The sequence below is a fragment of the Thauera sp. genome (assembly GCF_034003485.1).
Taxonomy (GTDB): Bacteria; Pseudomonadota; Gammaproteobacteria; order Burkholderiales; family Rhodocyclaceae; genus Thauera.
The window spans coordinates 1-19,636 of record NZ_JAVEYL010000036.1; the positions used below are offsets into that span (position 1 = coordinate 1).

The following is a 19,636-nucleotide window of genomic DNA, read 5'->3' on the forward strand; positions in this document are numbered from 1 at the left end:
TTCGCCTCGTTCTGGGCCAGCGCCTACAAGGAAGTCATCGTCTTCACCCTGATCATTCCCGTGCTGCTGTGGCGCTCGCTCACCAGCCGTCACGTGGAGGAAGAAGAATGAGAACCGACCGTCTGGTACTGGGGGCCTTTCTCGCCCTGTTGCTGCTGGTGCCGGCGATCCTGTCGCCGTACTACGTCACCTTGTTGAACTACATCGGCCTGTACGCGATGGTCGCGCTGGGCCTGGTGCTGCTGACCGGCGTCGGCGGGCTCACCAGCTTCGGCCAGGCCGCCTTCGTGGGCCTGGGCGCCTACACCACCGCCGCGCTCAGCACCGCCACCGATCTGCCATCCTGGATCGCCTGGGTGGGCGCCTCGCCCTGGCTCACGCTGGTCGCGGGCCTGTTGATCACCGCCGCGGTGGCGATCCTGCTCGGTTCGCTCACGCTCAAACTCTCGGGCCACTTCCTGCCCCTGGGCACCATAGCCTGGGGCATCAGCCTGTATTTCCTCTTCGGCACCATGGCGAGCCTGGGCGGGCACACCGGCATCAGCGGCATCCCGGCGATCAGCCTGTTCGGCTGGACGCTCGATGAAGGTGGCGAGATCTACTACCTGATCTGGGCCTTCCTGCTGCTGGCCATGCTCACCACCCACAACCTGCTCGACTCGCGCGAGGGCCGTGCCATCCGCGCGTTGAAGGGCGGGCGGGTGATGGCCGAGGCGATGGGGGTGGATACGGCGCGTGCGCGCATGGTGATCTTCGTCATCGCCGCGCTGCTCGCCTGTGCCTCGGGCTGGCTGTACGCGCACATGCAGCGCTTCGTGAACCCGACCCCGTTCGGCGTGCATATCGGCATCGAGTACCTGTTCATGGCGGTCGTGGGCGGTGCCGGCTACGTGTGGGGCGCGATCGTCGGTGCCGGTGTCATCACCGTGCTCAAGCAGTGGCTGCAGGACTGGCTGCCCACCTTGCTCGGGGCGAGCGGCAACTTCGAGATGATCGTGTTCGGCATCCTGATGGTGCTGGTGCTGCACCGGGCGCGCGAAGGCGTGTGGCCGATCCTCAAGAAACTGGTGCCGGTGCGCGCGGTGCGCAAGACGATCGACGCCAAGGCCGAGACCCTGCCGCGGCGCACACTCCCGAAGGCGGGCGAGCTGATCCTCGAGGCCAAGAACGTCACCCGCAAGTTCGGCGGCCTCATCGCCAACAACAACATGAGCCTCGAGGTGCGCGCGGGCGAGATCCTCGCGCTCATCGGCCCCAACGGCGCGGGCAAGAGCACCATGTTCAACCAGATCTCGGGCGTCGACACCCCGACCTCGGGCGAGGTGCTGTTCCTGGGCAAGCCGGTGGCCGGCCACGACTCGCGCGAGATCGCCCGCATGGGCATGAGCCGCACCTTCCAGCACGTCAAGCTCTTGCCGACGATGAGCGTGCTCGAGAACGTCGCCATCGGCGCCCACCTCAGAAGTGGCAAGGGCGTGCTCAGTTCGGCCTGGCGCCTGGACCGCGCCGAGGAAGCGCGCATCCTCAAGGAAGCCGCCTACCAGATCGAGCGCGTGGGCCTTACCGAGCACATGTATGAGGAGGCCGGCAGCCTGGCACTGGGCCAGCAGCGCATCCTCGAGATCGCGCGCGCGCTGTGCGCCGACCCCTGCCTGCTGCTGCTCGACGAGCCCGCGGCCGGCCTGCGCTTCAAGGAGAAGGCCGCGTTGGGCGAGCTGCTCAAGAAGCTGCGCTCGGAGGGCATGGCGACCTTGATCGTCGAGCACGACATGGACTTCGTGATGGGGCTCGTGGATCGGGTGGTGGTGATGGAGTTCGGGCAGAAGATCGCCGAGGGCCTCCCGGACGAGATCCAGAAGAACCCGGCGGTGCTCGAAGCCTATCTGGGCGGCGTGGAGTGAGCGAGGAGAACGCGATGACACAACAGCAAACGCAAGCCGCAGCGTCGAACGCCAGCGCGAAGAACCCGGTGCTCGAGGTCCGCGACCTCACCGTGTCCTACGGCAAGGTCGAGGCGCTCACCAACGCCAGCCTCACCGTGGGCGAAGGCCAGATCGTCACCGTGATCGGCCCCAACGGCGCGGGCAAGACGACGATGCTGTCGGCGATCATGGGCGTGCTCGGCAGCAAGGGCAAAGTCGCCTTCGACGGCACGCTCGAAGTCGTGCCCGAGGTCGAACGCATGGTGGCGCGCGGCATGAACCTGGTGCCCGAGAAGCGCGAGCTCTTCGGCGAGATGAGCGTCGAGGACAACCTGGTGCTGGGCGCCTTCCAGCGCTACCGCATGGGAAAACGCGACCACGCGCAGACGCTGGAAGAGGTCTATGCGCTGTTCCCGCGCCTGAAGGAGCGTCGCGACCAGCACGCCGGCACCATGTCGGGCGGCGAGCGCCAGATGCTGGCAGTGGGCCGCGCGCTGATGGCCAAGCCCAAGCTCCTGATGCTCGACGAGCCCAGCCTCGGGCTGGCGCCGCTGATCGTGCGCGAGATCTTTCGCATCATCAGCGAACTCCGGCGCCGTGGCGTGTCGATCCTGCTCGTCGAGCAGAACGCGCGCGCCGCGTTGCAGGTGGCCGACTACGCCTACGTGCTCGAGACCGGCCAGATCGCCATGGAAGGCCCGGCGCACACGCTCGCCGACGATCCGCGCGTGATCGAGGCCTACCTCGGCTTTGGCGGCAAGCACCAGGCGATGCTGTCGACCTGAGCCCGCCCGCGAACCCTACACAGACAAGGACACCCCCATGGACGCGATGCGCATCCTGATGGACGAACACCAGTCGCTGGCGGCGATCATCCACGCCATCCGCCACATGATCGGCGAGATCGGCGCGGGCCGCCTGCAACCGGACCACAAGCTGCTCGAGGCGATGGTGCATTACCTCGACGCCTACCCCGAAAAGCGCCACCACCCCAAGGAGGATGAATTCCTCTTCGGGCCGCTGCGCGCGCGCACGCACGATGCCGACGCCGCGCTCGACAGGCTCGAGGCCGAGCACGCCCAGGCCGACGCCCGCATCGCGGTGCTGGAGGCCGCAGTGAAGGCTTACGCGCAGGACCCCGCCGGCGCCTTCGAGGCCTTCAAGACCGCCTTCAACGACTACGCCGAGTTCTACCGCACCCACATGATGACCGAGGAGCGCGAGGTGCTGCCGCTGATCCGCAAGCACTTCAGCGCCGAGGACTGGGAGCGGGCCAACGCCGGCTTCATCGCCGACGACCCCTTGAGCGGCAGCCGCGCCACCGCCAAGACCGGTGAAGAGGACTTCGCGCACATCTTCTCCAAGCTGGTCGCTGCCGCTCCGGCGCCGATCGGGCTCGGTGCAGGGCCGTACAAGGGCTGAGCCCCAACACCACCGAGACGGCAGACACAGGCCGCCCCAACACCGACAGGAGCTACAACGATGAGCACTCAAACCATCCCCCTGACCGAAGCCGCCACCAGCCACCTGGTCCGCCTCAAGGTCAACGAACTCGACGTGCAGGTGCACTACAACGACTGCGGCACCGGCGCCGAAACCGTCGTCATGCTGCACGGCTCCGGCCCCGGCGCCACCGGCTGGGCCAACTTCCACCGCAACGTCGACGCCTTCGTCGGCGCCGGCTACCGAGTGGTGCTGATGGACTGCCTGGGCTGGGGCAAGAGCGACCCGATCGTGTGTACCGGCTCGCGCTCGGACCTCAACGCCCAGACCCTGAAGGCCCTGCTCGACGCCCTCGGCCTGGACAAGGTGCACATCGTCGGCAACTCGATGGGCGGCCATAGCGCGGTCGCCTTCGCGCTGTCGAACCCGACCCGCGTCGGCAAGCTGATCCTGATGGGCGGCGGCACCGGCGGCCCGAGCCAGTTCGTGCCCATGCCCACCGAAGGCATCAAGCTGCTGCAGGGCCTGTACCGCGAGCCGACGATCGAGAACCTGAAGAAGATGATGGCCGTGTTCGTCTTCGACCCGAGCAGCATGACCGAGGCGCTGTTCCAGGCCCGCCTGGACAACATGCTGGCGCGCAAGGACCACCTCGAGAACTTCGTCAAGAGCCTGGCCGCGAACCCCAAGCAGTTCCCCGACCAGGGCCCGCGCCTGGGCGAAATCAGCGCGCCGACGCTGGTGATCTGGGGCCGCGACGACCGCTTCGTGCCGATGGACGTAAGCCTGCGCCTGATCTGGGGCATGCCCAACGCCGAGCTGCACATCTTCAACCGCTGCGGCCACTGGGCGCAGTGGGAGCATGCGGACAAGTTCAACCGCATGGTGCTCGACTTCCTGGCGCACTGAACGATGCCTCCTCGCATCGCCGGCAGCGGCACCCGCCGCACCCGGCGATGCATTTCGGATGCGCGTCATCGCCCCCCAATCCGGGACGCCACGCCTGAAGCCCACGCCGTGGAGGTGCTATCCTTCCGGCGCTTGTCCCCCCTTCCTCAGGCCGGGCACCACCGCTGGATTGGCATGGATCCGCTCGTCCCCCGTTCGCTCTTGCACACGCCGACTGCGGGCGCCCTCCTGCTCTTCGCGTGCTACTGGCTCGCCTGGCAGGCCTCGGCGCCATTCGAGCTCCAGCCGCATGTCAGCGCGCTTTACCTGTCTGCAGGGCTGACCACCGCAGCCGGCATGATCGGCGGCTGGCGCGTCCTGCCCTGGGCCTTCCTCGCCATCCTCACCGTGCGTCAACTCGGCGTGGGCGGCGGGCTGCTGCATGAAGTCGACTGGGGCGGCGCGTTGCGCCAGGTACTCTGCTATGGCGGTGCCGGGCTGCTGCTGCGCATGCGCTGGCGCGCCCAGCCTGCCCGGCTGAGCTTGCCGGCCGCGCTCTACTTCGTCGGCGTCAGCCTGGGAGCGGTGACGCTGTCGGCGATCACGACCCTGTTCATCCCGCCGTTCCGGTCCTTACCCGCGGACGAACTCGGCGCGGTCTTCCTCGCGTTCTGGGGCGGCGATTTCGCCGGTGTGTTGCTCGGCGTGCCCGCACTCACGCTGGTGTGGAACCTGCTGTCGCGGCGGCCGCGCCTGCCGGCCTCCGACCCCGCCGACGCTCTCGCGCGCGGCCACGGCCTGCCGTCAATGTGGGGCCTGTTCGGGCTCGCGATCCTCGTGGCGCTGGCAGTGCTCGGCCTGCCGCAGGTGCTCGGTGTTGACGTGCGGCTCTCGGTCCTGGTGCTGTTCCCGGTACTGCTGGCGGGGCTCACGCATGGCGTGCTGGTCGGCTATCTGAGCGCGGTCCTTGTTTGCGCACTGTTGGTCGTCGGCGAACGTGTGCTGGCGCTACCGGCTGCCACCGCCACCGAACTTCAACTGCTGCTGGCGATGAGCTCGGCCACCGCGCTGCTCGCCGGCGCGGCGCACGACGACCGTCACTTTGCCTGGGGCCTGGCGACCCGCGATCCGCTCACCGGCCTCGCCAACCGCCACCGCTTCCAGGAACAACTCGACCACGAACTGCTGCGCGCCCCGCGTACCGGCGGCATGGTTGGCCTGATGTACATCGACCTCGACGGTTTCAAGGCGGTGAACGACCGCCTCGGCCATCATGCCGGCGACGCACTGTTGCAGCAGGTCGCCGCCCGCCTGCGCGAATGCGTGCGCGCCAGCGACACCGTGGCGCGGCTGGGCGGCGACGAGTTCGCGATCATCCTGCCTGCCCTGCATCAGGCGCAGGACGCGCTGCACGTCGGAGAAAAGCTGCTCGCCCGCCTCGCCGAGCCCTACGCGCTCGACGCAGACACGGCCCGCGTCTCGGCCAGCATCGGCTTCGCCCTGCACCCGCAGGACGGCCGCACCGCCACCGAGTTGATCCACGGCGCCGACCGGGCGATGTACGAAGCCAAGCGCCTCGGCCGCAATCGCATCCTGCACCACGAGGTGGGCGGCGCCGGCTGAGCGTCGCGCGCCTGGCAACAGCGGATCCCGGTGCCTGCGGCGCCGCACCTGTCCACCTGGTGGACAGTTCTCCCTCCGTCTTTGACGCGGCTCTGCATAAATCCGCACGATGAGCGCATCACGCCATGTGATTCCCGCTCGAGGCGCCGCACATCAGGCACCCGCCCGACGTGCCCCTTCATCGCCAGGCCCGAGCGGAGACGACATCAACAAGAATCAGCCCCAACCGGAGACATCCATGAGGATTTCACTCGCCCTCATCATCACGGCAGCAACGGCCATGCTGCTTCCCGCAGCCCACGCGGCAAGCCCGCAGCCGGAACCCCACGCCCGCAAGCAGCCGAACATCCTGCTGGTCGTGGCCGACGACCTGGGCTATTCCGACCTCCCCGCCTTCGGCGGCGAGATCGACACGCCGAACCTGGACGCACTGGCCGACGAGGGCGTGCGCATGACGAGCTTCTACACCTCGCCCTTCTGCTCGCCCACGCGCTCGATGCTGCTGTCGGGGACGGACAACCACCTCGCGGGCTTCGGCGCGATGGCCGAATTCGCAACGCCGGAGCAGAAGGACCAGCCGGGCTACGAGGGCAAGCTCAACGCCCGCATCGTTCCGCTGCCGCAACTGCTCCGCGACGCCGGGTACACCACGCTGATGGCCGGCAAGTGGCACCTCGGCACACAGGAACAGGACAGCCCGGCTGCGCGCGGCTTCGACTACTCCTACGCGATGATGCAGGGCGGCGCGGGGCATTTCGACCAGGTGCGCGTGAATTACCGCGATGCCAGCCAGCTCGATCGCACCCTGTACCGTGAGAACGGCAAGTCCGTGCTGCTGCCCGAGAACGGCTTCTACTCCAGCGAGTACTTCGCCCGCAGCCTGATCAGCCAGATCGAGCGCAACCGCGACGCGGGCAAACCCTTCTTCGCCTACCTCGCCTTCACCGCCCCGCACTGGCCGCTGCAGGCGCGCGAGGAGACGATCGAGAAATACATGGGCCGCTACGACGGCGGCTACGAGCAGATCAGCGCCGAGCGCCTCGCGCGCATGAAGCGCCTGGGCATCATCGATCAGGACACCGCGCCCTACACCGGCCACCCCACCTGGCCGCGCTGGGCACAACTGACGACCGAGCAGCGGCACATGGAGAGCAAGCGCATGGCCGTTTACGCCGCCATGGTGGACGACATGGACCGCCACCTCGGCGAGCTGATCGCCTACCTGAAGCTGATCGGCGAATACGACAACACCTTCGTCCTGTTCATGTCCGACAACGGTGCCGACGGCAACACCGCGCTCGACATCGGCGCCGCCCGCGAGTGGGTGGCGCGCCACATGGACAACAGCCTGGAGAACACCGGCAAGGCGAACTCCTTCATCGAGTACGGGCCCGGCTGGGCACAGGTGGGTTCGACGCCGTTCAACCTGTACAAGTCCTTCATGTACGAGGGCGGCATCGCCGCGCCGGCGATCGTGCGCGGCCCGGGGGTGGCAGGCAGGGGTGCGATCTTGCCGGCTTTCACCCACACGATGGACGTGATGCCGACCCTGCTCGAGCTCGCAGGCATTCAGCATCCCGGAACCCGCTACCAGGGCAAGGAAGTCCTGCCGATGAAGGGACGCTCGATGCTGCCGCTGCTGGCCGGTGAAGTTTCCGCCATCCGTGGCGATGACGATGCGGTGGGCTGGGAGCTCGGCGGCCGCAAGGCGCTGCGCAAGGGCGACTGGAAGATCGTGTGGTCGAACAAGCCCTGGGGCAGCGGCGAGTGGGAGCTGTACAAGCTCTCCACCGACCGCGCCGAGCGCCACAACCTCGCCGAAGCGAACCCGGCGAAGCTGCAGGAGCTGATCGCCGATTACGCCACCTACGAACGCGAGGTCGGCGTCATCGACGTGCCCGGGCTGGCAGACAGGATCCGCTACAGCAACAGCACGAACTATTACGAAGAGCTGAACAAGTAAGCACACTGCAAGGGGGCACCGCAGCGCTGCGGCGCCCCTTTTTCGCCTTCTTCCTGGCGTCGCCCACGCGCCTCAGGTGCTGGCCACCGCCCGGTTGGTGATCACGCGCGCATCCACCACCGCATACCCATCCGGATAGGCGATCACCGGGTTCAGGTCCAGCTCCGACAACTGCGGATAGGCGGTGACGATGCTCGACACCTTGAGCAGCAGGTCGACCAGGGCCTCCTTGTCCACCGGGCGCTCGCCGCGCACGCCGGCGAGGATCTTGCGGCCCTTCAGCTGATCGACCATCAGCTCGGCGTCGTGGCGCGACAGCGGGATGGCGCGGAAGGCGACGTCCTCGAGGATCTCGACGAAGATGCCGCCCAGGCCGAACATCAGCACCGGGCCGAAGATCGGGTCGCGCACCACGCCGATGATCGCCTCGGTGCCCTTCCTCGCCATTGGCGTCACCAGCACGCCGCGGATGTCGGCGTTGGCATCGTAGGCGCGGCAGCTCGTCATGATCTGATCGTAGGCGGTGCGCAATGCCGCCTCGCCCACCAGGCTGAGCTTGACCCCGCCGGCGTCCGACTTGTGCAGGATGTCCTTCGACACGACCTTCATCGCTAGCGGCTGCTCGCCGAACTTGGCGATCGCCGCGCCGAGCTCGTCGGCATTGTGGGCGACGACTTCCTCGGCCACGGCGATGCCATGCGCGCGCAACAGCGTCTTGGCCTCGAACTCGTAGAGGTCGCGGCCCTCGTTCTGGGCGCGGGCGAACATCGCCTGCATGCTCTCGAGCGGGGTGACGCTCGCCTGCAGCGGCTGGCCGTGCTGGTGCTGCAGGTAGATGCCGCGCTCGGCCAGCGCCTGCAGCACCTTCACCGCGTGCTCGATCGAGGAATACACCGGCAGGCCACCCTCGTGCAGGCGACGCAAGGCCGGCGGCTTGACCGGCGCGTACAGGCTGTAGATGACGAGCGGCTTGCCACTGCTGCGGGCGAGCTCGATCATCGACTCGGCTGCGCGCATCTCGCCGCCGAGCAGCGACTCGGCAAAGCGGGTGTGGTAACCGCCGAACATGCCGACCAGGAACACCGCATCGACGTTGTCGTCGTCGGCGACGATCTCCACGCAGCGCGCGAGCACCTCGGGGTCGGCGTCGGACGTGCCGGCGACGTCGATCGGGTTGGCGAGCGAGGCCTGGGCGAAGAGGATCTCGGCCAGGCGCTTGCGCGTCGCTGCCGACAGCTCGGCCAGTTCCAGCCCGGCATCGGACAGACGGTCGGAGGTGATCGTGGCCTGGCCGCCGCCGTCGGCGATCACTGCCACCCGGCGCCCGCGCGCCTGCTGCATCAACGCCAGGCCCTCGGCCACCGGCAGGATCTGGTCGGAGTGGCGCACGACGCTCACGCCCACCTGCTTCAACAGATCCACCGTCATCTCGTAGCTGCCGGCGAGCGCGCCGGTATGCGAGCTCGCGGCCTTCTTGCCGAGCTCGGTGGCGCCGGACTTGTACACGACGACCGGCTTGACCGGTGTGATCTCGCGCGCCGCCTGCAGGAAGCGCTGGCCATCGCGGAAGCCCTCGACATACAGGGTGGCGACGCGGGTGTTCTCTTCCTCGCCGAGGTAGCGCAGGTAGTCGTTGAAGCCGATGTCGGTCTGGTTGCCCGGGCCGACGTAGGTCGAGAATCCCACCTGCCCGTTGTATTCCGCCTCCAGGACCAGCGCCAGCAGCATGTTGCCCGACTGCGAGATGAAGCCGATGTCGCCCGGCTTGACGTTGCGCAGGTCGAGCAGGTTCACGTTCCTGTGCAGGTTGAACATGCCCGAGGTGTTGGGGCCGATGATGCGCACGCCGCCGGCGCGCGCCGCGTCGAGCACCTGCTGCTCGAGCCTGGCACCCTCGGGGCCGGTCTCGCGAAAGCCGCTGGCCAGGATCACCGCGCCCTTCACGCCCTTGCGTCCGCACTCCGCCATCAGCCCGGGCAGGGTCGAGGCCGGGGTACAGATCAGTGCCAGGTCCACCGGACCGGGGATGTCGTCGAGACTCGCATAGGTGGGCACGCCGAGGATCTCGGGCACCTTGGGGTTGAGCGGGTAGATCTTGCCGCGGTAATTGCCCTTGATGAGGCCGACCATGGCCTTGTAGCCGCGCTTGGTGGGGTCGGCCGAGGCGCCGACGATGGCGATCGAATCGGGAGCGAGGAAGTCGTGCAGCGGGCTCTTGTGGGTGGTCGCGGGCTGGTTCCGGGTCGTTGTTGTCTCGGTCATCGTGTCATTCCCCCTTGAAGACGGGTGCGCGTTTCTCGGCGAAGGCGTCCACGCCTTCCTGCCAGTCCTTGGTGGTGCCGACGAACATCATGCCCTCGAGCTCCGCAGTGAGGCAGGCGTCCAGCGTACGCTCGGCCGACAGGTTGAGCTGCTCCTTGGCGAGCTGCATCGAGAACGGCGCCTTGCTCGCGACCTTGAGCGCGAATTCGCGCGCGGCCTCCAGGAAGCCCTCGTCCGCAAACATACGGTTGGCCAGGCCGATGCGCACTGCCTCCTCGCCCTTGATGCGCTCGCCGAGGAAGACCAGCTCGCGCGCCTTGGCCAGCCCCACCAGGCGCGGCAGCAGCCAGGTCACGCCGCCGCCGAGGAAGTTGCCGATCGAGATCTCGGGCAGGCCGATCTGCGCGCTCTCGGCCATCAGCATGAAGTCCGACGCGATCGCGATCTCGGCGCCGGCGCCGAGCGCGTAGCCATTGACGGCGGCAATCACCGGCGTCTTCATGTGCAGCAGGCGATGGCAGGCGTCCTGCTCGCCCTTGAGGTACTGGCGGCGGTCGAAGGCAGTGCGCCCGACCTTGTGCGCCTTGAGGTCCGCGCCGACGCAGAAGGCGCGGCCTTCGCCGGTGATCAGCACCACACGGGCATCGGGGTCGGCCTCGGCGCGGGTCAGCGCATCGTTGAGTTCGTCGTAGAGTTCCTGGGTGACGGCGTTGAGGCGCTGCGGACGGTTGAGGCGGATCTCGGCGATGCCGTCGCGCAGTTCGTAGAGGATGGTTTCGTAGCTCATGGTGTGGTCTCTTTAATTGCTTGTTGTGGTTGAGGGAAGCGGGGGAATTCGAATCTGCCCATCAAGACTTGCGCATCAGCACCACGTCCTTGCACGGCACTTCGCAGCGCCAGCCGAAGCGACGGGCGAGGAGCCGAAAGGTGGCCTCGCGATAGAACACGACATGGGTGGGATCACGGCGGTAATGCCAGGCAGCAAAGCGCGCGTCATCGGCCTGGAAGCACGTCATGACGCCCAGCCAGCCACCAGGACGAAGCAGCGCGTCGAATCGGGCGAACTCGGCGGCCGGGGCATGAAAATGCTCGGCCACCTCGGTGCAGGTTATGAAGTCGTAACTGCGCGCGAGCGCTGCGGTGTCGGGCGCAAAGAAGGGGTCGTAGACGCTCACCACGTGACCGGCCGCTCCCAATAGCGCCGCCAGCGCCGGGCCCGGACCACAGCCGAAATCCAGCCCTGCACTGGCGGGCGCAAGCCGCGCCAGCAAGGGGCCTGACAGGCGCTGCAGGAAGTGTCGGTAGCCAGGGTCGGCCGGGTCGTTGCGATGGCGAAGGTACTCCGCGCGCTCCTCGTCGGCCGTGGGCCGTTGCGCCGGCGACATGAAGGTCGCTTCGCAGACGTCACAGCGCAGATAGCTCCGCCCATCCACATGCATGAAGAAGCGCGGCGCAGCGTCGAGGCAGACCGGGCAGGCAGGCAATGCCGACCCGGGAGCTTGCGGACTCATGCAGGCATTGTACGCAGTCGAGCGCTCAATGCCCAAGATGGAGCCGGCCGAGGACTGCCCCGGCCGCTACCCCGCGCGATCTCCGGCAACGGACGCTGCGGTGGACAGCGGTCACCCCGATGGCCAAGAATCGCGGCTGCACTTTTCCCCACCCGAGGGCTTCAACATGACCTACCCCAACACCCAACTGCTGATCGACGGCCAGTGGCGCGATGCGCTCGACGGCCGCAGCCTGCCGGTGCACAACCCCTCAACGGACGCGGAAATCGGCCGTGTCGCCCATGCCGGGATCGCCGACCTCGATCTCGCCCTCGCCGCCGCGCAGCGCGGTTTCGAGACCTGGCGCAAGACGCCCGCCATCGAGCGCGCGAAGATCATGCGCCGCGCCGCCGCGCTGATGCGCGAACGTGCCGCCGACATCGCCCGGCTGCTGACCCAGGAGCAGGGCAAGCCGCTGCCGGAAGCGAAGATGGAGACGCTGGCCGCGGCCGACATCATCGAATGGTTTGCCGACGAGGGACTGCGCGTCTATGGCCGCATCGTGCCCGCGCGCAACCTCGCCGCCACGCAGATGGTGCTCAAGGACCCGGTGGGCCCGGTCGCCGCGTTCACGCCGTGGAATTTCCCGATCAACCAGGTGGTGCGCAAGGCTGCGGCCGCGCTCGCCACCGGCTGCTCGATCCTGATCAAGGCCGCGGAGGAAACGCCGGCCGCCCCGGCCGCGCTGGTGCGCGCCTTCGTCGATGCCGGCGTGCCGGCGGGCGTGATCGGCCTGGTCTATGGCACGCCAGCCGAGATCTCGAGCTACCTGATCGCCCACCCGGTGATCCGCAAGATCACCTTCACCGGCTCGACCCCGGTGGGCAAGCAGCTCGCCGCGCTCGCCGGCCAGCACATGAAGCGGGTGACGATGGAACTCGGTGGCCACGCCCCGGTGATCGTGTGCGAGGACGCCGACCTGGCGCTGGCGGTGAAGGTGTCAGCTGCTTCCAAGTTCCGCAACGCCGGCCAGGTCTGCATCTCGCCGACCCGCTTCCTGGTGCATGAGAGCGTGCGCAGCGAGTTTGCCGAGGCGCTGGCACGCCATGCTGCCGGGCTGAAGGTGGGCGACGGACTGGCCGACGGCACGCAGATGGGGCCGCTCGCCAACCCGCGCCGGGTCGCGGCGATGACCGACCTCCTGAAGGATGCGGTCGCCCGCGGCGCCACCGTCGCCGCCGGCGGCGAGCGCATCGGCAGCGCGGGCAACTTCTTCGCGCCCACGGTGCTGACCGACGTGCCGCTCGAGGCCCGAGTGCTCAACGAGGAGCCCTTCGGCCCGGTGGCGGCGATCCGCGGCTTCAAGACCATGGACGAGGCGATCGCCGAGGCCAACCGCCTGTCCTTCGGCCTGGCGGGCTATGCGTTCACGCGCTCCCTCAAGCACGCCCACCTGCTCGCGCACGAGTTGCAGGTTGGCATGCTGTACATCAACCAGCCGGCGATGCCGAGCGCCGAGATGCCCTTCGGCGGGGTCAAGGATTCGGGCTACGGCACCGAGGGCGGGCCCGAAGCGCTCGACGCCTACCTCAACACGCGCGCGGTCACGGTGATGAACGTTTGAGCTTGAATCCGCGCTGAAAGGCAAGGCGGGCAGGCCTTGCCGCTTCGGCGCCACACTTCCCTCACCCAATCCGCGTTTTGGCGTGTATGGTGTCTTGCCATGCCAACCCGGCTGCACCCGAGCCCTTGATAGCGGAGCGCAGCCTCGCGCTGAGGAGAACAGCATGAACGAGACGCTCATCGCAACGGAACCGCTTCCGACCGAAGCAGAGATGCTGTCCGCACCGCCCGATGACTACATGTGCGCACGGCACCTGGCCTTCTTCCGTGCTCGGCTGATTGCCGAGCGCGACGCCTTGCTCGATTCCGCCCACCGGACCACGCTCCACCTTCAGGAGTTCGAGAGCCCGGCCGACCCGGCGGACCGCGCCTCGCTCGAAGAGGACCACACGCTCGAGCTGCGCGTGCGCGACCGCGAACGCAAGATGCTGCACAAGATCGACGAGGCCCTGGCGCGCATCGACAACGGCACCTTCGGCTGGTGCGAGTCCAGCGGAGAACCCATCGGCATCGCCCGCCTGCTGGCGCGACCGACGGCCACGCTCAGTGTGGAAGCCCAGGAGATCCACGAGGCCCGACGCAAGATGCGGGGCGGCTGAGTGGGCGGCTCCGAACCCGTGATCGCCGCCCAGCACGAACCGACACCGATCGAATCCATCCTGCTCACCGCAGCCCGGGTGTGCACCTTCGAGGGCCAGCGCGGGCTGACGAACGCGAGCGGTTTCTTCTTCGAGCGCGAGGGTCGGCTGTACCTGGTGACCAGTCGCCACGTGCTGCACGACGAGGCGAGCAAGCACTTCCCCGATCGCATCGAGATCGAGCTTCACGACGACGCCAGCAATCTGGCGCACTCGACCGGCTTCTCGATCCCGCTTTACCGCAATGGACGCAGCATCTGGCGCCAGGGCACGGACTCGGCGGGCGAGATCGACGTCGCCGTGGTCGAGCTGGAGCGCAGTGCCCTGCCCCCCAGCGCGGCCTATCGTGCGTTCACACCAGCGCATCTGCTCGGCCAGTTCGACAAGGTCGAGGTCGGCAGCTCGCTCCTGGTGGTGGGTTTTCCGCTCGGCTTCCACGACACCCTGCACCACATGCCGGTGGTGCGCCAGGCGGTGATCGCGTCGTCCTTCGGCCTGCGCTTCCAGGGCAAGGGCTATTTCCTCACCGACGCCCGCACCCACCGCGGCACCAGCGGCGCGCCGGTGGTGATGCGCTGCGCCAGTGCCGATGCGCGCCACGGCGACCTGCCGTGGCTGCTGCTCGGCGTGCATTCGGCACGGCTCGACGTCGGTACCCGCGACCTCGAGCTGGACGAGGCCCTCGGCCTGAACTGCGCGTGGTATGCCGACATCCTGATGACGCTGACTGCCGCCTGAGGCGCGCAGCCCTGCAGAGAGAGGGACCAGACCCGACGGCCGGACGCTCAGGGCCGCGCGAGCCGTGCGAACTGGGCGACGGCTGCGGTACGCGTCTCGACGCCGAGCTTCTCGTAGATGTGCTCCAGATGCTTGTTCACCGTGCGCGGGCTCATGCCCAGAATCTCCGCCACATCACGGTTGGTCTTGCCGCACGCAACCCACTGCAGCACGTCCATCTCGCGCTGTGTCAGCGGATTGGGCAGCAGCACGGCGGCCGGCGCGGCCTCCTCGCCACGGCTGCGCATGGCCGCATTCATCTCGCGCGCGACGCGCAGATGGGCCTGCAGGCGGGCGACCAGTTCGTCGGGCACGACCGGCTTGACCAGGTAATCGACCCCACCCGCGGACAATCCCTCGACCAGGCGCTCGGTTTCCGCCAGCCCGGTCATGAAGATCACCGGCACGGTACGCATGCCCGGCGCCTGCTTGAGTCGGCGGCAAGTCTCGAAACCGTCCATGCCCGGCATGCAGGCGTCAAGCAGCACCGCGTCCGGGATCACGCGCTCGACCCGCTGCAGCGCGGTGGCGCCATCGGTGGCGACCAGCACCGTGTAGCCGGCATCGTCGAGCGCCTCGGCGATCATCCGCACGGTGTCGGGCGCATCGTCGATCAGCAGCACCACTGCGCGCTCAGCGGGCGGCGGCGTCGGGACAGTCATCGGCAACTCCATCCAGGTGTTGAATCAGCGTGTCGAAGCGCAGCGCCATCGTCGTCTCGCGCAAGCCGGCCAGCACCGCTCGCAGTTCGGGGTGCGACACCTCGAGTTCGTCGAGCCGGCGGACCAGGCCCTGCAGGTGGCCGATGTCGGCGAAGTCACGCAGCTCGGCACGGACGCGGACAGACAGGGCGGAGAGATCGGGCAGGCCCTGCGCGGCGGTGCACTCCACGGTGGCAAGCGCGACCGGCGTGCCCGACACGGCCGCGGCAAGGCCGCCAGCCGACGCGGGCTCGGCCGGCACGGCGGTCGTCGGCATCGGCTGCGCGTCGAGTGCACCAGGCGCCGGCGACGCGTCCGCATAGATCCACGCCAGCCCCAGCCAGCGATTGAGCCGGGCAAAGAGTTCGGTCTCCAGCACCGGCTTGACGATGAAGTCGTCGCAGCCGGCGGCCTCGCGCCGGTCGGGCAGGTTTTCGTAGGCATTGGCGGACACCATGACGATCGGGCGCTCGTAGCCCGCGTCGCGCAGCCTCCGGCTCAAGGTCCAGCCATCGACCACCGGCATCGACACGTCGAGAAAGACGATGTCCGGCGCGAAGGTGTCGACCTGCTGCAGGGCCGCGTCGGGGTCCTCGCAGGTCTCCACCACGAAACCGCGCGGTCGCAGCATGTCCGCGATCAGCCGGCTCTGGCTGGGCTGGTCGTCCACCACCAGCAGGCGCTGCCGACGCCCGGCATAGCCGCGAATGTCGCGCTCGGGGCGCAGCGCCAGCCGCGGATTGGCCACCCGCGGCAGGTAGAGCTTGACGCGGAACACGCTGCCACGCCCGGGCGTGCTGGTGACGGTGAGCTGGCCCCCGGCCAGTTCGACCAGCAGACGCGTGATCGTCAGCCCCAGGCCGGTGCCGGGCACACTCGCCGGCTCGGCACCGGTGCCGCGCTCGAAGGGCAGGAAGATGCGCTCCATGTCCTGCTGCGGAATGCCGCAGCCGGTGTCGCACACCTCGAACACGGCGATCTCGCTCTGGTAGGCGATCTTCAGCCGCACCTCGCCGCGCTGCGTGTAGCGAATGGCGTTGGCGAGCAGGTTGATCAGGATCTGGCGCAGGCGGCTGGTATCGCCCTGCACCACATCGGGCATGCTGCCGCTGAAGTCGGTGCGAAAATCCAGCCCCTTCTTCATCGCCTCGAGGCGAAACATCTTCTCGATGTGGGCGATGAACTCGCCGAAGCGGATCTCCTCGCGGTTGAACTGCAGGCGGCCGGCCTCGATGCTGGCGATGTCGAGCAGGCCATCGATCAGCCCCAGCAAGTGCTCGCCACTGCGCTGGATGGTGGAGATGGCATCGCGCCGGCGCCGCGGCAGGTCGGTGTCGCGCAGCATGATCTGGCAGTAGCCGAGGATGGTGTTGAGCGGTGTGCGCAGCTCGTGGCTGATGCCGCGCACGTAGCGGCTCTTGGCGGCGTTGGCGGCCTCGGCGTCTTCCTTGGCCTGCTGCAGCTTGGCGTCGGTGTCGCGGTGTGCGTCGATTTCGCGCAGCAGCAGCTGGTTCTGGCGCTCGGACTCCTCCTGCGCCACCCGCCGGCTCTCGTTGGCCAGCACCAGCCACCACACGCCCACCGCGGCCAGCAGCACGAGCACCGCGAAGATGCGCAGGAAGGCCAACCCCAGGTCGGTTTCTCCCGTCTGGGCCGCGATCAGCTCCTGCTGATACACCAGGGCCACCACCGACGCGATCACCAGGCAACTCACCAGAAACACCATCACGAACTGGCTCACCCGGCGGGCCACGCGCGCCGACATCGACGAAGGCATCCAGCCCGCCAGCAGCGGCGCCAGGCGGGTCAGCAGACCGGCGTCGGGCTTGCAACGGTCGCGGCAGCGCGCCTCGAGCGTGCAGCACAGCGAGCAGATGGCGCCACCGTAGGCCGGGCACTGCGCCATGTCTTCCGACTCGAACGCGTTCTCGCACACCACGCAGCGCAGCAACTCGGCCGGGCGCCACTGCGTCTCGCGCGGCCGGGCAAGGTAATAACGGCCGCGCGTGCCCCAGGCGATCAAGGGCGCGAGCGCAAAGGCCGTCAGCAGCGAGATGAAGGGTGCGAAGGCCTGCGCCACCGGCCCCAGGTGGCCGCCGAAGGCGACGATGCCCAGCACCGAACCCGCCAGCATCGCCCCCACCCCCACCGGATTGACGTCGTAGAGGTAGGCGCGCTTGAACTCGATCTGTTTGGGCGACAGGCGAAGCGGCTTGTTCACCACCAGGTCGGCCACCACCGCGCCGATCCACGCCACCGCCACGTTGGCGTACACGCCCAGCACATGCTCGAGCGCCTCGAACACGCCGAGCAGCATCAGCATCAGCGCGATCAACACGTTGAAGATCAGCCACACCACCCGCCCGGGGTGGCTGTGGGTGAGGCGCGAGAAGAAGTTGGACCACGCCAGCGAACCCGCATAGGCGTTGGTCACGTTGATCTTGATCTGGCAGATGATGACGAAGATGCAGGTCAGCGCGATCGCCGCACGCGGGTCGTCCACCACGTGCTGGTAGCCGGCCAGGTACATCTGCGTGGGCTGCAGCGCCTTCTCCGGCGGCACCATCGCCTGCAGCGCGAGGAAGGCGAGGAAGGCGCCGCCGATCATCTTCAGCGCGCCGGGAATGATCCAGCCCGGCCCCGCCGCCACCACCGAGGCCCACCAGCGCCCGCGGTTCGTTTTCCCTGCCGGCGGCAGGAAGCGCAGGAAGTCCACCTGCTCGCCGATCTGCGCGATCAGCGCAAAGGCCACCGTGCACCCCGCCCCCACCGCCAGCCAGTCGAACTCGTTGCCGTGGCGGCCGCCGAACTCGGTGAAGGCCGCGTACAGCTCGGGCTCGCGCAGCAGCACGACGAGGAAAGGCGTGACCAGCAGCACCACGAACACCGGCTGGGTCCACGCCTGCAGGCGGCTGATCCAGGTGATGCCGTGCGTGACCAGCGGGATCACCGCCAGCGAACTCAGCAGATAACCCCACAGGATGGGCAGCCCGAACCAGAGCTCGAGCGCCAGCGCCATGATCGCCGCCTCGATGGCGAAGAAGATGAAGGTGAAGGAGGCGTAGATCAGCGAGGTGATGGTCGAGCCGATGTAGCCGAAGCCGGCGCCACGGGTCAGCAGGTCCATGTCCACCGCCTCGCGGGCGGCGTAGTAGCTGATCGGCAGGCCGGTGAGGAAGATCACCAGCGCCACCAGGCCGATCGCCCACATGGCGTTGCTGAAGCCCCAGTTCAGCGCGATGGTGCCGCCGATGGCCTCCATCGCCAGGAAGGACACCGCGCCCAGCGCGGTGTGGGCGATGCGCGAGAACGACCACTTGCGAAAGCTGCGCGGCGCGTAGCGCAGGGCATAGTCCTCGAGCGTCTCGTCGGCGACCCAGCTGTTGTACTCGCGGCGAATGTGGATGATGCGCTGGGTGGCGGGGGCGGTCACGGCAAGGGGCGGCAAGGCGCGGGCAAGATCGATAGTGGTGCTTCAGCAAGAAGCATTCCCACCCAAGACGGTGCATTCCGCGGCCGCTGCCGCCCCGTCTGTACCGAATCCGCAACCGCATATGCACCAGATCGGGGCGCCACTGCGAGCGCATGCACCACCCCCGGCCGTGGACGCGACAAACCCCAGTGTCGCTTGTGCACTGCGCAAAACGATATCCAGCGCCCCTGCGCATCCCCATACGTCGTTTGACGTATTCGCCGTTTCGCCCTCGATGGATAGCTTGTGCACCGCAACGAGACGACACCGCAAGTCCGACCGACCTGCCCGCCGCCTCGCCGAACCCGCGTTGCAGCCCACTCATCAAGGAGCGAACCATGTCCGACAAGCACCTGCCCACACAGCACTTGCCTTCCTCCCAGCGCCGCAAGTTCATGCTCGGCGCCGCCGCCCTCCCGCTGGCACTGGCCATGTCCCGCATGGGCCACGCCGCCGCCTTGCCCACCGCGCAGGTCAACACGACCGGGTTGGCCATCACCGATACCGAAGTGGTGGTTGGCCAGTTGCACTCGGCCACCGGCACCATGGCCATTTCGGAAACGGGCTCGATCCAGGCCGAGCAACTCGCCATCGATCAGATCAACGCGCTGGGCGGCATCCTCGGTCGCAAGATCCGCGTCATCAAGGAAGACGGCGCCTCCGACTGGCCGACCTTCGCCGAGAAGTCGCGCAAGCTGCTGGTCAACGACAAGGTCGCCACCGTGTTCGGCTGCTGGACCTCGGCCTCGCGCAAGGCCGTGCTGCCGATCTTCGAGAAGGAAAACGGCCTGCTCTACTACCCCACCTTCTACGAAGGCCTGGAGCAGTCGAAGA

15 protein-coding genes and 1 pseudogene are annotated in these 19,636 nt (G+C 68.0%); 11 read left to right on the forward strand and 5 right to left on the reverse strand.

The window, feature by feature from the left end; translation table 11 throughout:
- The 7 genes and pseudogenes from RBT54_RS16055 to RBT54_RS16085 form a co-directional block, all read left to right on the forward strand.
- A pseudogene (locus RBT54_RS16055) lies at nt 1-111 on the forward strand (branched-chain amino acid ABC transporter permease); the annotation flags it as partial.
- Nucleotides 108-1,901 carry a branched-chain amino acid ABC transporter ATP-binding protein/permease gene (locus RBT54_RS16060; protein WP_320368069.1) on the forward strand — a complete coding sequence of 598 codons (1,794 nt, stop codon included), beginning with the start codon at nt 108-110 and terminating at the stop codon, nt 1,899-1,901. The pseudogene RBT54_RS16055 and the gene RBT54_RS16060, both read left to right, overlap by 4 nt.
- 14 nt (nt 1,902-1,915) lie before the next feature.
- Entirely contained in the window at nt 1,916-2,707 is a 792-nt protein-coding gene (locus RBT54_RS16065; protein ID WP_320368070.1) for an ABC transporter ATP-binding protein, read from the forward strand.
- Nucleotides 2,708-2,744: 37 nt separating this feature from the next.
- On the forward strand, nt 2,745-3,344 hold the full coding sequence (locus tag RBT54_RS16070; RefSeq protein WP_320368071.1) for a hemerythrin domain-containing protein: 600 nt from the start codon (nt 2,745-2,747) through the stop codon (nt 3,342-3,344).
- 60 nt (nt 3,345-3,404) lie between these two features.
- Nucleotides 3,405-4,274, forward strand: coding sequence for an alpha/beta fold hydrolase (locus tag RBT54_RS16075; RefSeq protein WP_320368072.1), 870 nt, complete (start codon nt 3,405-3,407; stop codon nt 4,272-4,274).
- Nucleotides 4,275-4,448: 174 nt separating this feature from the next.
- Nucleotides 4,449-5,876 carry a diguanylate cyclase domain-containing protein gene (locus tag RBT54_RS16080; RefSeq protein ID WP_320368073.1) on the forward strand — a complete coding sequence of 476 codons (1,428 nt, stop codon included), beginning with the start codon at nt 4,449-4,451 and terminating at the stop codon, nt 5,874-5,876.
- A gap of 238 nt (nt 5,877-6,114) precedes the next feature.
- Nucleotides 6,115-7,839: an arylsulfatase gene (locus RBT54_RS16085; protein WP_320368074.1), complete on the forward strand. Its 1,725-nt coding sequence runs from the start codon at nt 6,115-6,117 to the stop codon at nt 7,837-7,839.
- A gap of 72 nt (nt 7,840-7,911) precedes the next feature.
- Here the strand turns inward: RBT54_RS16085 and RBT54_RS16090 are convergent, their stop codons facing one another.
- The 3 genes from RBT54_RS16090 to RBT54_RS16100 all read right to left on the reverse strand — a co-directional run bounded on the left by RBT54_RS16090 (nt 7,912) and on the right by RBT54_RS16100 (nt 11,612).
- On the reverse strand, nt 7,912-10,101 hold the full coding sequence (locus RBT54_RS16090) for an acetate--CoA ligase family protein (protein ID WP_320368075.1): 2,190 nt from the start codon (nt 10,099-10,101) through the stop codon (nt 7,912-7,914).
- 4 nt (nt 10,102-10,105) lie between these two features.
- Complete coding sequence (locus RBT54_RS16095; protein WP_320368076.1) at nt 10,106-10,888, reverse strand: enoyl-CoA hydratase/isomerase family protein; 783 nt, start codon at nt 10,886-10,888, stop codon at nt 10,106-10,108.
- A gap of 61 nt (nt 10,889-10,949) precedes the next feature.
- The gene (locus RBT54_RS16100) at nt 10,950-11,612 is read right to left on the reverse strand and encodes a class I SAM-dependent methyltransferase (RefSeq protein WP_320368077.1); all 663 of its coding nucleotides are present in this window, start codon (nt 11,610-11,612) and stop codon (nt 10,950-10,952) included.
- 28 nt (nt 11,613-11,640) lie between these two features.
- Here RBT54_RS16100 and RBT54_RS16105 point away from each other — a divergent pair, with 28 nt between their 5' ends.
- The 3 genes from RBT54_RS16105 (at nt 11,641) to RBT54_RS16115 (ending at nt 14,590) form a co-directional block, all read left to right on the forward strand.
- Nucleotides 11,641-13,215, forward strand: a complete 1,575-nt coding sequence (locus tag RBT54_RS16105) for an NAD-dependent succinate-semialdehyde dehydrogenase (protein ID WP_320368078.1) — start codon at nt 11,641-11,643, stop codon at nt 13,213-13,215.
- 163 nt (nt 13,216-13,378) lie between these two features.
- Nucleotides 13,379-13,813: an RNA polymerase-binding protein DksA gene (gene dksA, locus RBT54_RS16110; protein WP_320368079.1), complete on the forward strand. Its 435-nt coding sequence runs from the start codon at nt 13,379-13,381 to the stop codon at nt 13,811-13,813.
- Nucleotides 13,814-14,590, forward strand: coding sequence for a serine protease (locus RBT54_RS16115; RefSeq protein WP_320368080.1), 777 nt, complete (start codon nt 13,814-13,816; stop codon nt 14,588-14,590).
- 47 nt (nt 14,591-14,637) lie between these two features.
- Here the strand turns inward: RBT54_RS16115 and RBT54_RS16120 are convergent, their stop codons facing one another.
- Entirely contained in the window at nt 14,638-15,291 is a 654-nt protein-coding gene (locus tag RBT54_RS16120; protein WP_320368081.1) for a DNA-binding response regulator, read from the reverse strand.
- Nucleotides 15,263-18,763, reverse strand: a complete 3,501-nt coding sequence (locus RBT54_RS16125) for an ATP-binding protein (RefSeq protein ID WP_320368082.1) — start codon at nt 18,761-18,763, stop codon at nt 15,263-15,265. Before RBT54_RS16125 ends, RBT54_RS16120 begins: the two co-directional genes overlap by 29 nt.
- Before the next feature lie 377 nt (nt 18,764-19,140).
- Here RBT54_RS16125 and RBT54_RS16130 point away from each other — a divergent pair.
- A partial coding sequence (locus RBT54_RS16130; protein WP_320368083.1) for a transporter substrate-binding protein occupies nt 19,141-19,636 on the forward strand: 496 nt, incomplete at its 3' end.